At 53.0% G+C, this 12,603-nt stretch carries 14 protein-coding genes; all 14 read left to right on the top strand.

What is annotated here, in order from left to right; genetic code table 11:
• Positions 1-106 precede the first annotated feature (106 nt).
• The 14 genes from ACFO9Q_RS08025 (at position 107) to ACFO9Q_RS08090 (ending at position 12,592) form a co-directional block, all read left to right on the top strand.
• Positions 107-940, top strand: coding sequence for a substrate-binding periplasmic protein (locus ACFO9Q_RS08025; RefSeq protein WP_379180522.1), 834 nt, complete (start codon positions 107-109; stop codon positions 938-940).
• A gap of 51 nt (positions 941-991) precedes the next feature.
• Complete coding sequence (locus ACFO9Q_RS08030; RefSeq protein ID WP_379180524.1) at positions 992-1,642, top strand: amino acid ABC transporter permease; 651 nt, start codon at positions 992-994, stop codon at positions 1,640-1,642.
• A 13-nt stretch (positions 1,643-1,655) separates the two neighbouring features.
• Positions 1,656-2,462, top strand: a complete 807-nt coding sequence (locus tag ACFO9Q_RS08035; RefSeq protein ID WP_379180526.1) for an amino acid ABC transporter ATP-binding protein — start codon at positions 1,656-1,658, stop codon at positions 2,460-2,462.
• Positions 2,437-3,339, top strand: coding sequence for a nitrilase-related carbon-nitrogen hydrolase (locus ACFO9Q_RS08040; protein ID WP_379180528.1), 903 nt, complete (start codon positions 2,437-2,439; stop codon positions 3,337-3,339). The genes ACFO9Q_RS08035 and ACFO9Q_RS08040 overlap by 26 nt, the downstream gene beginning before the upstream one ends.
• Positions 3,336-4,091, top strand: a complete 756-nt coding sequence (locus ACFO9Q_RS08045; protein WP_379180531.1) for a sulfite exporter TauE/SafE family protein — start codon at positions 3,336-3,338, stop codon at positions 4,089-4,091. The genes ACFO9Q_RS08040 and ACFO9Q_RS08045 overlap by 4 nt, the downstream gene beginning before the upstream one ends.
• A gap of 36 nt (positions 4,092-4,127) precedes the next feature.
• Positions 4,128-4,607 (top strand): YhcH/YjgK/YiaL family protein, encoded by a 480-nt coding sequence (locus ACFO9Q_RS08050; protein WP_379180533.1) that lies wholly within the window; start codon positions 4,128-4,130, stop codon positions 4,605-4,607.
• Positions 4,608-4,774: 167 nt separating this feature from the next.
• On the top strand, positions 4,775-5,257 hold the full coding sequence (locus ACFO9Q_RS08055) for a glutathione peroxidase (protein ID WP_379180536.1): 483 nt from the start codon (positions 4,775-4,777) through the stop codon (positions 5,255-5,257).
• Between the two features lie 98 nt (positions 5,258-5,355).
• Positions 5,356-5,775, top strand: a complete 420-nt coding sequence (locus ACFO9Q_RS08060) for an organic hydroperoxide resistance protein (RefSeq protein ID WP_379180538.1) — start codon at positions 5,356-5,358, stop codon at positions 5,773-5,775.
• 431 nt (positions 5,776-6,206) lie between these two features.
• Complete coding sequence (spoVAC, locus tag ACFO9Q_RS08065) at positions 6,207-6,659, top strand: stage V sporulation protein AC (RefSeq protein ID WP_379180631.1); 453 nt, start codon at positions 6,207-6,209, stop codon at positions 6,657-6,659.
• Positions 6,660-6,662: 3 nt separating this feature from the next.
• Positions 6,663-7,673 carry a stage V sporulation protein AD gene (spoVAD, locus tag ACFO9Q_RS08070; protein WP_379180540.1) on the top strand — a complete coding sequence of 337 codons (1,011 nt, stop codon included), beginning with the start codon at positions 6,663-6,665 and terminating at the stop codon, positions 7,671-7,673.
• Between the two features lie 5 nt (positions 7,674-7,678).
• Positions 7,679-8,029, top strand: a complete 351-nt coding sequence (gene spoVAE / locus ACFO9Q_RS08075) for a stage V sporulation protein AE (RefSeq protein ID WP_379180542.1) — start codon at positions 7,679-7,681, stop codon at positions 8,027-8,029.
• Positions 8,030-8,164: 135 nt separating this feature from the next.
• The gene (locus ACFO9Q_RS08080; protein ID WP_379180545.1) at positions 8,165-9,124 is read left to right on the top strand and encodes an AAA family ATPase; all 960 of its coding nucleotides are present in this window, start codon (positions 8,165-8,167) and stop codon (positions 9,122-9,124) included.
• 4 nt (positions 9,125-9,128) lie between these two features.
• On the top strand, positions 9,129-10,355 hold the full coding sequence (locus ACFO9Q_RS08085; protein WP_379180547.1) for a DUF58 domain-containing protein: 1,227 nt from the start codon (positions 9,129-9,131) through the stop codon (positions 10,353-10,355).
• The gene (locus tag ACFO9Q_RS08090; protein ID WP_379180549.1) at positions 10,352-12,592 is read left to right on the top strand and encodes a transglutaminase TgpA family protein; all 2,241 of its coding nucleotides are present in this window, start codon (positions 10,352-10,354) and stop codon (positions 12,590-12,592) included. The genes ACFO9Q_RS08085 and ACFO9Q_RS08090 overlap by 4 nt, the downstream gene beginning before the upstream one ends.
• Positions 12,593-12,603: the final 11 nt, after the last annotated feature.

The raw sequence follows: 12,603 nt of genomic DNA on the forward strand, positions 1-12,603 counted from the left end.
CAAATCCTCTGAATGTTTTTGTTGCTTAACGACAATGTTGGGCTCTACTATATGTTATATATTATTACATGTAGAAGACAAAAACGTACATAGGGAGCGGTTGGAGATGAGGAAAACGATTCTAGTGTTAACTATGGTGGCATTGCTTCTCGTTACAGCGTGCAGCAATGAAGGAGGCAACAACACTAACAAGCCTGAGAGTAACGCTGAGGCAGGTGCTGCTGATAAGAACGACGCCCTAGAAGCAATCAAGAGCAAAGGCAAGCTGGTCATTGCAACCTCAGGCAATTATCGCCCCATTACATTCATGAATGAGCAAGGCAAGCTGGATGGATTAGATATTGAGCTCGGCACGATGATTGCAGAGGAGCTAGGTGTTGAAGTGGAGTTCGTTCCCGGCAATCTCGCAGGACTTATTCCTGGCCTTACGTCAGGGAAGTTCGACCTCGTCATGTCAGGGCTGCTAGCTACAGATGAGCGTAAGAAGTCCATTGACTTCTCTGCGCCGTATGGTCAAGACGGAGTCATTGCAGTGACGAAGGAAGGGGATGCCAAGGTGACGGATGTGAGCAAGCTTGATGGCTTGGTTGTTGGGGTTATAGGAGGTTCCGGCACCCATACCGTCGTACAAGGCATTGGAGGTTATAAGGAATTGAAGGAGTATCCGGGTAATGCTGAAGCATTCACCGATCTGAAGGCTGGCCGTATGGACGTCTACGCGACGGGGAATATCGCCTCCACTGATTATATTAAGAATGACAAGAGCAACGAGAAGCTTAAGCTGGTAGGCGAAGTATATGCGATTAAGGAGATGGGGATTGGCCTGCGGAAGGAAGAGTCTGAACTAAGGGCATTCCTAGATGAATTCATAGAGACGAAGAAGTCGGACGGCACAATAGATAAGCTGGCCGTGAAGTGGATTGGCAAGCCATTCAAGTAAGAAAGTGCATGCGAAGCTACAGCCAACTTATATAGAAAACGAGTGATGCCTATGAATTGGGACATTGTATCCAGCTATTGGCGATTGTATCTAGACGGCGCGTGGACGACCTTGCAAATCTCCGTATTAGCGATGATCTGTGCCACGATTCTCGGATACTTCGTTGCTCTGCTCAGACTGTCAAGTCTATCGGTTCTTCGCGGGGTTGCCTTCACTTATGTGTGGGTGCTTCGCGGAACCCCTCTCATGCTCACCTTGTTCTGGCTCTATTACGCTACTCCCTTCAATCTAACCTTAACTGCATTCACAGCTGGACTTGCAGCAATGACTATTAATTCTGCGTCATTCAAGTCAGAGATTATACGGGCTGGACTGCAGTCTGTTGACAAGGGCCAGCTCGAAGCTGCGGAAGCGGTAGGAATGACTCCGCTGCAGAAGATGATTCGCATTACGATTCCGCAGGCAGTCCGGCTAGTGACTCCTCCATACATTAACAACTGTGTCATCATGCTGAAGGAATCTGCTCAAGTGTCAATCATTACGGTGCCTGACTTAATGCTAGCTGCTCAACGTGCGTATAACAGTACGTACAGCGTAGCAGAGACGTTAGGTGTAGCCGGTGCGGTCTACTTGACGATGACTAGTGCCATCATGCTGCTTCAGACGCTTATTGAGAAGAAGCTGCGCATGAATAGGAAGTAAGGGGGAGTATCTTGTGATTCGAATTCGCGGACTAGGCAAGCAGTTCAAGGGGCGACAGGTACTGAGGGACATTAATCTTGATATCCAAGAGGGGCAAGTGGTGTCCATCATTGGCCCAAGCGGTGCGGGCAAAAGTACGCTCCTTCGATGCATTAATCTATTAGAGGTGCCGAGTGAGGGAGAGATGGCTGTAGACGGCAAGCCCGTGCATTATAAGACGAATGCTAAGGGGAAGTTGACCATTCTATCACACATTCGACTGAGCTGGCTCCGTACAGATGTAGGAATGGTATTCCAGCAATTCCATCTGTGGCCAGACAAGACGGTTCTGGACAATATTACGGAAGGGCCGCGTATTGTGCAGAAGGTCCCGAAGCTGGTCGCCGAAGCCAGAGCAAGGGGCTTGCTCGAGAAGGTAGGCTTGGCAGATAAGATGAATGAATATCCTACCAGCTTGTCCGGCGGACAGCAGCAGCGGGTTGCTATTGCAAGAGCGTTAGCTATGCAGCCTAAGGTTATCCTCTTCGACGAACCGACCTCAGCGCTTGATCCGGAGTTAGTGCATGAGGTGCTCGAGATTATGGTGCAGCTTGCTGGAGAGGGAATGACAATGGTCGTTGTCACCCATGAGATGAATTTTGCCAGGAATGTATCAGATCGTGTGCTGTTCATGGAGGAAGGCAGGATTACCCGGGATGGCAGACCGGATGAACTGTTCGGCCAGCCTTCTCCGAGGATGGCGCAGTTCCTTCGCAGTCTGAATCCGATAACCGAACCGAGAGGGGTATCTGTACATGAGAATCGCTACCAGTCAGTTTAGAGTAAGGATGCTAAGTTCCTTTAACGATTTTGAAGAGCACGTGAGATGGCATGTGGAGGAAGCGGCACGGCAAAGAGCTAGTCTGCTGCTGCTTCCCGAGTTCTTCACGATTGAGCTCATGACGTTGGAAGGATACACAGGAGAGACGAATGCGGAGATGGAGTTGATCTTCGAGCAATTCGCCAAGACGTATACGGAACCTGTTAAGGAAGTGTGTGCGAACCTCGCTTCAGAGTATAATCTAGCAATTGCTGCGGGCTCCCACTTCGCCTACGATTCAAGTGAGGATCGCTGTTATAACACCGCCTTCGTCTTCTTGCCGGATGGCAGAACACATGTGCAGAATAAGATTCATCCTTCCTACGAGCTTGTCTACAACAAGGACATCACAACGCCAGGTAACAAGCTGAGCGTATTCGAGATTGATTCAGTCAAGATAGGCATATCCGTCTGCTACGACAGCTCCTTCCCTGAGATAGCGAGAATACTAAGCCGGCTTGGAGCAGACATCATCCTTGCCCCAACGGCGTGCCTTGATGAATGGGGTAGAGCGAGGAATGTGCTCTTCTCGCAAGCCCGCGCTAGTGAGAATCAGCTGTTCGTTGTGAACAGCCACTTGATTGGTGCACTGCCCATTCCTAAGCATATCCCATATGGCTTCACCTTCACTGGACAGAGCGGTATCTATAGTCCGATTCAACCGATGATTGGAACACCAAGCGGAATTATTAAGCAAGGTGAGCCTAACGTAGAGAGCGTCATTACGGCTGAGCTCAACATAGACTACTTGAAGTCTATTCGGGCTAATGGTCATAACCGCAACCTTAAGGATATGCGTCCTGAATTCTACAAGCACTATGAAGAGCAGTTCGCATGATTTTCCTAACCATGCTGATAATGGGGGTTGTCCTTGGGTTCGCTGGGACGGGCGGCTCCGGCTTCATCATAGGTCTGCTCGTAGCTCTCTTCCTCATTCCAATTCATACTGCGCTTGGCACTTCCATAGCAGCCATGGTGTTCACGACGTTGTCCGGCTCTATCAGTCATCTGAAGGAAGGGAATGCTTCCTTGAGGACGGGGTTAATCGTAGGATTGTTCGGTGCCGGAGGTGCCTATGGCGGAACCTTCATCTCCAGAGGAATTGAAGAGCAGTATCTGATCTGGTTGACGAGCGGCATGCTGCTGCTCTCAGGGTTCCTCATCTGGATTCGAACTCGGATGAAGGTCTCAGAGGAGGATGCTGCTGCAGGTCGAGAGGACATTAGGAAGCTCGGATTCTGGCTGAGCGCAGGTGGAACTGGGGTTGTCACCGGCCTATTGTCTGGTGTATTCGGCATTGGTTCAACCCCGTTCATTCAGCTCGGCTTGTTAATCTTCTTCGGATTCTCGCTTCGGAGAGCAGTAGGGACTACGATGATCGTCATTGTGCCGATTGCCTTATTCGGTGCCATAGGATTCACTCAGGCCGGGTATCTGGATGGAAGCCTGCTGCTTCAAGTTGTAGCAGGTACAATCATTGGCTCTTATATTGGAGCGAAGTTCACTAAGCGTGCGCCTCGCCTGCTGCTGAGAACGGCGATGATTATGACACCTGTAGCGGGTGCGGTCGTTATGCTAATTAGACATTGATATCCCATTGGAACGGCGAATTAGGAGGCGGCACAAGTGATTATCGGACAGCTGTCATCATGGGAGATTGAACATGAGATCTATTCTGAGAGGCTGCAGCATGACTTGAAGATGTTGCAATCCATGGACTGGCAGACCTGCGAGGATGGCGAATATGAGGTTGGGAAGAGTGCTAGGCTCATCGTGAAGGAGGTGGCTCTTCGCAGACCTGAACAGGTGTATGCAGAGCGCCATATACAGCATGTGGATATCCATTATGTCATTCGAGGCTATGAGATGATGGGCTGGGCAAGGGACAATGGTCTTACATTAGCTGCTAATCACGCGCCTGCTATGGATGATCATCTCTTCTTCCAGCAAGTACAAGGGGAGCAGTTCATTAGACTCAATGAAGGCATGTTCATTGTGTTATTGCCTGGGGACGTGCACCGGCCTTGTTGCCTAATGGAATCAGATGAAGAGCAATTAGTGCGCAAGGCTGTCCTTAAGATCAAGATGTACCCACTCGATGTATGATGAGACCGTTATTAGAGAAGAATCCGAAGAAGCCGGATCTATCAAGTGGCATCTATGCTGCTAGATAATCGGCTTCTTCGTGTTAGAGGAATAGAGTGAGGGTTGACATTCGTTATTTAATTGCATACAATCTAATTGCGAGTGATAGATGTGAAGGAGGTAATCCAATGTCAGTCTATGATTATGAAGCTGTAACGCTCCAGGGCGTACAGAAGCCACTATCCGAGTATCGAGGCAAGGCGATGCTGATTGTGAATACAGCCAGCAAGTGCGGCTTCACCCCTCAGTATACGGGCCTGCAGAAGCTGTACGACGAATACAAGGATACAGGGTTCGAGATCCTAGGATTCCCTAGTAATCAGTTCGCTAACCAAGAGCCGGGCAATGAGGAAGAGATTGCTGAATTCTGCCAGATTAATCATGGGGTCACCTTCCCGATGTTCGCGAAGGTAGATGTGAAGGGCTCGACCGCTCATCCGTTATTCCAGTTCTTGTCCAAGGAAGCTCCTGGCATCCTAGGGTCCAAGTCCATCAAGTGGAACTTCACGAAGTTCCTGGTCGACCGGGATGGCCGAGTAGTGAGAAGATTCGCTCCGACGGATACGCCTGAGCAGATTGAGAAGCATATTAAGGTACTCCTGCAGTCTTAACGCGGGTTGCTGCCAGACGAGCTATACTTGCACAAGCAAGTACAATTGCACAGCCACACAAGCTGTAAGCTAACAACTACAAGAGGAGATGGGACAACATGAGTCATCTATACACAGCAACAGTAACCGCAGAGGGTGGACGCAACGGCAAGGTCGTATCTGAAGACGGTAACCTGTCCTTGGACGTTCGTATGCCGAAGGCATTAGGCGGTCCAGGCGGAGAGGCGACGAATCCAGAGCAGTTGTTCGCTGCCGGCTATGCTGCGTGCTTCGACAGTGCATTAGCCCTAGTTATTCGTACGAAGAAGCTGTCCGTTGACAGCACATCGGTCACGGCGAGCGTATCACTGGATAAGGATCCTGCTGATGGCGGCTATCTGCTCTCAGCTAAGCTTAACGTGAAGATTGCGGGAGTAGAGGCTGATGTAGCTCAGCAGCTTGTTGAGGCTGCGCACGGCGTATGCCCTTATTCCAAGGCGACAAGGGGCAACATTGAGGTGGAGCTGAGCTTGGCTTAAGACAAGTACAGCACGTCAGTGCAACGGATTATCCGTGGACAATCTCCATAATTGGGCAAGAGGCATAAGCTATAGGTAGAAGCCCGCCTAGGGAGGGATTAACCGTGAAGCTGACGAAGCAGCAGAAGCAAGAGCTGCATACCTTCATGCTTGCAGTTCTCGTTTTATATGTCCTTCTAGTTCTCATGTTGTTACTGGCGTTGCTCGCATAGCGAGTCAGCCTCGTCCATAGACCGCTCTTCGGGCATTAGCTGCCGATGGAGCGGTTTTTTTTGGCATGAACAAGAATAACAACACTCGGCATGACGAATAATGATCGAAGAGGTTCATCCCTGCAACCATATAATTGAGGGAATATAGTCAGATCTAATGGAAGGGGGTTGGAAGGATTGGCTGCTGAACAATCGGGCAGGACGGACAAGTATCAGAAGATGAATATGTCACCGAAGGAATACCAGACCTTCGCCAAGCAGAAGGAGCCGCCGAGGTCGATTACCCTTAATTGCCTGAGAGCCTTCTTGATCGGAGGGACAATCTGCCTCATCGGACAAGGCATCCAGGAGATGTTCGTTCATCTCATGGGCATGAGCGAGAAGGATGCAAGCAATCCGACGGTTGCGGTTCTCATTCTCATCTCGGTCATACTAACCAGTCTCGGGGTATACGACAAGCTGGCGCAATGGGCGGGAGCAGGCTCTGCGGTTCCAGTGACAGGCTTCGCGAATTCCATGTGTTCCGCAGCGCTGGAGCATCGGAGCGAGGGTCTCGTACTTGGCGTAGGCGGCAATATGTTCAAGCTGGCGGGCTCGGTCATTGTGTACGGGACTGTTGCAGCATTCTTCGTCGGCATCGTCCATCTGATATTAGGCACAGGGGGTCAATAAGCGATGCTAATGGGTAAGCAGACCTGGTGGTTCGATCGACGCCCAGTCATTATCGGCGCTGCTACGGTCGTTGGGCCGGATGAGGGGGAAGGCCCGCTCGCGGCTGACTTCGACCTCATTCATCCTGAGCTCGATATGCAGCAGAAGAGCTGGGAGAAGGCGGAGCGGCTGCTGCTGGAGCAGGCCTCAGACTTCGCACTGCAGCACGCAGGCATTGACAAGGAGCAGCTGCAATTCTATATCGGCGGCGATCTCATGAACCAGATTATATCCAACAGCTTCGCTGCCCGGGCATTAGGCACCCCGTATATCGGGGTATTCGGCGCCTGCTCCACTTCAATGGAGAGCCTTGCGCTTGCCGCGCAGCTAGTTAACTCTGGCTCGGCAGATTATGCGCTTGCCGGTACCTGCAGTCATAACTGCACAGCGGAGAAGCAGTTCCGTTACCCGACGGAATACGGCTCTCAGAAGCCGCCGACCGCACAGTTCACCGTGACTGGAGCCGGTGCGGCCGTCGTGTCCTCAGAGGGAGAAGGACCCGTCGTCGAATGCGCTACCATTGGCCGAATCGTTGACCTCGGCATCAAGGATCCCTTCAATATGGGGGCGGCCATGGCACCAGCTGCTGTGGATACGATTCAATCGCACTTCAATGATACGGGGAGAACTCCAGCGGATTACGACCTGATCGTGACCGGGGATCTGGCGTCGGTAGGCCATCCCATAGCGAATGAGCTGCTGCTTAAGAACGGCGTTCCGATGAACGAGACGGTGTTCGGCGACTGCGGGCTGATGGTCTATGACGTGAAGAAGCAGAAGGTTCAGGCGGGGGGAAGCGGCTGCGGCTGCTCCGCGGTCGTAACCTACGGTCACTTGCTCAAGCGGCTGGCACAGGGCGAGCTGGGGCGGATATTGGTTGTAGCTACAGGGGCGCTGCTGTCGCCGCTCTCCTTCCAACAGGGCGAGAGCATACCATGTATTGCCCATGCTGTAGCAATAGGACGAAGGGAGTAAGGCAGATGATTTTTCTATGGGCATTTCTCGTCGGCGGAGCGATCTGCGTCATCGGCCAATTAATGTTCGACGTGCTCAAGCTGACTCCGGCGCATACGATGTCTACACTAGTTGTTGTTGGCGCCATAGTGGATGGTCTGGATTGGTATGAGCCGCTCATTAAGTTCGCAGGAGCCGGGGTGACCGTTCCGATTACCTCCTTCGGCAACGCGCTGGTTCACGGAGCGCTCACCGAGCTTCACAACGTGGGCTGGATTGGAGTCATCTCCGGTATATTCAAGGTTACGAGCGCCGGTATATCGGCAGCGATTATATTCTCGTTCCTGGCTGCGCTTGTTGTCAGACCCAAGGGATAATATCAACCAGAGCTGGATGGTCCTGTGGGATCCTCCAGTTTTTTTTGGAATGCAACTAATTTGTACGGCCCGACGTTAGTACTGTAAAATAGATTCATAGATTTATTTTACCTACTCACCGGGAGGGTTCCATCCATGGATATTCGGCTTGCCGACATGCAGCTGTGCGCTGCCATTCTTCATAACTTAGACTCTTGTATCCTGGGGAAGCATGATGAGATTGAGAGATTGTTCATTGCCGTCATAGCCGGCGGCCATGTGCTGCTGGAGGATGTGCCCGGCACAGGCAAGACACAGCTCGTGAAGGCACTGTCTAAGTCAATCGGAGGACAGTTCCGGCGAATTCAATGCAACCCGGATCTCCTTCCTACTGATATAACAGGCGTATCCATCTATCACCCGAAGCAGGAGACGTTCCTGTTCCGTCCGGGTCCGGTGATGGCGAACGTGCTGCTGGCTGATGAGATTAATCGCGCGACGACGAAGACGCAATCCGCTCTGCTGGAAGCTATGGAAGAGGGGCATGTAACGGTAGACGGGGACACTTATCTGCTGCCTGAGCCGTTCATCCTGCTGGCCACGCAGAATCCGATAGAGTTCGAAGGCACCTATATGCTGCCGGAAGCGCAGCTTGACCGCTTCATGATGAAGCTAACGCTAGGCTATCCCGATGAGGCCGATGAGCATCGGATGGTGCTGTTCGGAAGTGAAGGCTCACAGCCTTCGGACCGTGTGGAGACGATGGCTGGCATCGAGGACATCCTACGTATTCAGAAGCAAGTGTTGTCCGTTCATATGGACGAATCCGTTGGCAAGTATCTGGTCAGCTTAATTCGCGGGACACGCGACCATGGGGGAGTATTGCTTGGAGCGAGCCCGAGAGCGGCACTGTCACTCGCTAGAGCAGCGAAGGCCAGCGCGTATCTTCAAGGAAGGCAGTACGTCACTCCGGACGATATTAAGCAGCTCGCCCCTTATGTGCTCTCTCATAGGCTGCTGCTGCACACGGAATCGCGAATGAACGGACTGCGAGCCGAGGAGGTAGTGAATCAAGTAGCGGAGAGCACGAAGGTTCCGATTCGTCTGGAGCGTTAAGGAGATGAGAGGCACAGATATAAGATCCTACCGCTGGCGAATCGTTGCCCTCATCTATGCTACTGCTCTGCTCTACCTGCTCTTCCAAGGCGGCAAGACGGCCGTCATGCTGTTCATGATTCTTAACCTGCTTATTCTATACCTATTGTTAGGCAGGTGGAGCGGCATTGCCGGGGTAACTGGAGTGCGCCGCTTCACCAGTGCTGCTCCTGCCGAGCAGAGTCTCTCCTCTGGCAGCTCGCTGGAAGTGCACCTGCAGTTGAAGGTGCCTGGTTATTATCCAATCCCGTACGTGCTTGTGCGGGACGAGCTGATTAAGCATAACGGGCAGAGGCTGGTGTTCGAAGCGTCATTCGTTCCGAGCTGGAAGCGGGCTGGCGAGGTTGTCTACACGACACCTCCCCTCGGACGGGGAGAGTACCGGTTCCATCAGGCCGAGTGCCTCACGAAGGACATCTTCGGGTTGTTCGAGCATGCCGGGCAGTTCGTCTCGGAAGCGACGTTCGCTGTTCTACCCCAGACGATACAACTCCGGCAATGGCATGGGATTCAGCGCGGTATTCGAGGGCCGTATTCCCACGCAGCCGCCTCTCGTTCCTCGAAGGAGACTACACAGATTAATGGAGTGCGAGAGTATCTGTACGGAGATCGACTGTCCCGGGTTCATTGGAATGCAACGGCGAAGACAGGAGAGTGGAAGTCCAAGGCGTTCGAGAGGGAGTCGCTTCCACGAACGATCGTTATATTAGATCGTAATCACCGGGCTTATCTGGGCGGAGCAGGAGATAGCTTCGAGGTAGCGGTAGCCGCTGCAGCTTCGTTATTCGAGAACGGTCTTCGCGGGGAGACGGCAATGGGACTGCTCTCTGCCGGAGCAAGGACGACGGCGCTGCCGCCAAGATCGGGGTCCGAGCAGCGCAATGCCGTCATGAACCATCTGACCCGGGTTGACGCCGATGCGGATAAGAGCATATTCAAGTCGCTGCAAGTGACGGACTCCTTGATGGAAGCAGGCTCCTTCGTTGTCTTAATTACAGCTGAAGGGGGCAGTGAGGTCATTCGCAGCATGGAATGGCTCGCACGCAAGGGGATGATGCCTTGTCTGCTGCAGATCGGCGGCAAGTGGAGCGACCAGGCATCGCAGAGGATGATTCGTGGCCGAGGCTGGCCAGTGTTCAGCATCAAGCAGCTGCATGAACTGCCTGCCGCGCTGGAAGGAGGCGGACTATGAGATTCAGGATTACTATGCCTCATTACATCGCTGAGCGATGGTTCTCCCATCTGTCATCCTTATTCGTTGCCTTAATCATATGGCATATACTGGCCATATTCGAAGGGTTCTGGTGGGAAGAGACGTACCGGATCGTTCATACTCTCATCGTTACCATCGTTATGATTGATGTGCTGCTTCCTGTATGGCGCTCTGTCCGCTTGCTGCTGCAAGGGCTGGCAGCGGTCATCATTACGATCAGTCATATGAAGTTCAGCCAAGCCGCATTCGCTGGCGGAACACGTGAGAGGCTTGATTGGGTGCAGGGCATGCTGGTCCAGCTGCACCCCTTCATCTGGATCGCCTTCATGATTGTGGGCATCTATATTCTATTCAGCGGCTGGGCGACCACACGCAGGCGAATTGTCGGGATCGTCAGCGCCGGCTTGCTGTCGCTCACGATTGCAGATTCCTTCACACCTGTATGGTTGTGGGATGAAGTGGCATGGGTCGTCTTCGCTGGTCTGGCCTGGCTTGTCGCTGATCACTTCCACCGCTTCCAGCGAGAGCATCCGGGAAGCTGGAAGGAGCTGCTGGACTATCCAGTCGCGTTATTCTTACCGATTGCGGTCGTCATTAGTCTGCTCATGACAGCGGGGCTGGCTGTTCCTTCCATTGCTCCGGTACTCAAGGATCCTTATACGATATGGCGCGAGTCGAAGGGCCACAGCGTTACCGTCAATACCGGTCCTAAGGCACCGACGAGCATCACACCTCAGAATAATGCGGACAACCGCTCAGGCTATGGACGTAATGATGAGAATCTCGGCGGGGGCTTCCAGTTCGATTATTCACCTGTCATGACAGTGGATACGAATCGAAGGAGCTACTGGAGGGGAGAGAGCAAGTCGTTCTATACGGGCGATGGCTGGACCCGAGGGTTGGCAGATGAGCGGAGCTCCACCTCACGCGTGACGAAGGATGTCATGCTGAAGGAAGCCTACGAGCGTCCGGCAGCGAAGATGGTACAGGTGAAGCAGACCTTCAACATGATTCGTCAGGACCCGTACTCTGTCTTGTTCGCAGCATCACCCGTATCCCAAGTCCATTGGGTGAACGATTCGGAGTCTGCCATTCCCAGATCGCTGCTATGGGAACCGAAGTCGATGGAGCTTCGCTGGCCTCGGAAGAGCCCGCAGAAGTATCCCGTGTCATACTCTGTGACATCGACACTGCCTGTACTTGACGAGGCTGCTCTGAGAGGAACACGGGCTGGCTGGAAGGACGAATCTCTGAACAAGTCATATCTCCAACTGCCGGAGACACTCCCTGAGCGGGTAGTTGAACTGGCTAAGGAAGTGACGATTGAAGCGGCTAATGATTATGATCGGGCGAAGAAGATTGAAGAGTATCTTCGCGTGAACTACTCCTATACGAACGAGCCGGACAACGGTCTGCGGGAGAGCCTGGACTTCACGGATGCGTTCCTATTCGAGATTAGATCGGGCTACTGCGACTACTTCTCTACTGCGATGGCTGTTATGTCTCGATCCATTGGACTTCCTGCCCGCTGGGTGAAGGGCTTCGCGCCAGGTGCGCTTCCCGTTGAAGGCTTCCCGGGAGGTCCAGGCGGAGGTCCCGGAGGACTCGCCGAGCGGAATCCAGACGGTGCCGGCACTTACACAGTGAGGAATGCGGATGCTCATTCCTGGGTCGAGATCTACTTCGAGGGCTTCGGCTGGATACCATTCGAGCCGACCTCTGGCTTCTCCTTCCCATATACAGTAGCGGAAGACGAAGTGGAGCCGCTACCTGAGCCAAGCACAGCTCCGAGTGAAGTGAAGGTCAAGGCTGAACCGGAGATGGCTTCCTACACTGCAATCTCGATGTGGGTTGCCCTGAGTGCGTTCCTTGTACTGGGCACCGCTTGGCTAATCATTCGCCGCCAGGCACTGGTGAACGCTTGGAGAAGCTATCGACTTCGAGCTTATACACCCGACGAGCGAATCGTCTGGGAGACGGACAAGCTGCTGCGGCACTGCCGCAAGCACGGACTGCAGCACGAGGATCATGAGACGCTTCGCGAAGCCGTTGAGCGGTGGTCCCTCGACCGAGAGCGGCTCAGAGGAGAATTCAGCGAGCTGCTTCATGCCTTCGAGGGGGCGAAGTACAGCAGCCGGTCAGCAACCGATGAGGATGCGGAGCGGTACTCGCTGAAGGTGAAGTCGCTTCAACAGCAGCTGAAGGGTTACCATTAGCATAGTGCCGC

It is taken from the genome of Paenibacillus sp. GCM10023252, from assembly GCF_042653305.1.
Lineage (GTDB): Bacteria > Bacillota > Bacilli > Paenibacillales > Paenibacillaceae > Pristimantibacillus.

Excerpts from the sequence above, each read along its gene's own strand:
- ACFO9Q_RS08030 (WP_379180524.1), top strand. The coding sequence starts at position 992 with ATGAATTGGGACATTGTATCCAGCTATTGGCGATTGTATCTAGACGGC.
- spoVAC (WP_379180631.1), top strand. The coding sequence starts at position 6,207 with ATGAATATGTCACCGAAGGAATACCAGACCTTCGCCAAGCAGAAGGAG.
- ACFO9Q_RS08055 (WP_379180536.1), top strand. The coding sequence starts at position 4,775 with ATGTCAGTCTATGATTATGAAGCTGTAACGCTCCAGGGCGTACAGAAG.
- ACFO9Q_RS08090 (WP_379180549.1), top strand. The coding sequence starts at position 10,352 with ATGAGATTCAGGATTACTATGCCTCATTACATCGCTGAGCGATGGTTC.
- spoVAE (WP_379180542.1), top strand. The coding sequence starts at position 7,679 with ATGATTTTTCTATGGGCATTTCTCGTCGGCGGAGCGATCTGCGTCATC.
- ACFO9Q_RS08060 (WP_379180538.1), top strand. The coding sequence starts at position 5,356 with ATGAGTCATCTATACACAGCAACAGTAACCGCAGAGGGTGGACGCAAC.
- ACFO9Q_RS08040 (WP_379180528.1), top strand. The coding sequence starts at position 2,437 with ATGAGAATCGCTACCAGTCAGTTTAGAGTAAGGATGCTAAGTTCCTTT.
- spoVAD (WP_379180540.1), top strand. The coding sequence starts at position 6,663 with ATGCTAATGGGTAAGCAGACCTGGTGGTTCGATCGACGCCCAGTCATT.
- ACFO9Q_RS08025 (WP_379180522.1), top strand. The coding sequence starts at position 107 with ATGAGGAAAACGATTCTAGTGTTAACTATGGTGGCATTGCTTCTCGTT.
- ACFO9Q_RS08085 (WP_379180547.1), top strand. The coding sequence starts at position 9,129 with ATGAGAGGCACAGATATAAGATCCTACCGCTGGCGAATCGTTGCCCTC.
- ACFO9Q_RS08080 (WP_379180545.1), top strand. The coding sequence starts at position 8,165 with ATGGATATTCGGCTTGCCGACATGCAGCTGTGCGCTGCCATTCTTCAT.
- ACFO9Q_RS08045 (WP_379180531.1), top strand. The coding sequence starts at position 3,336 with ATGATTTTCCTAACCATGCTGATAATGGGGGTTGTCCTTGGGTTCGCT.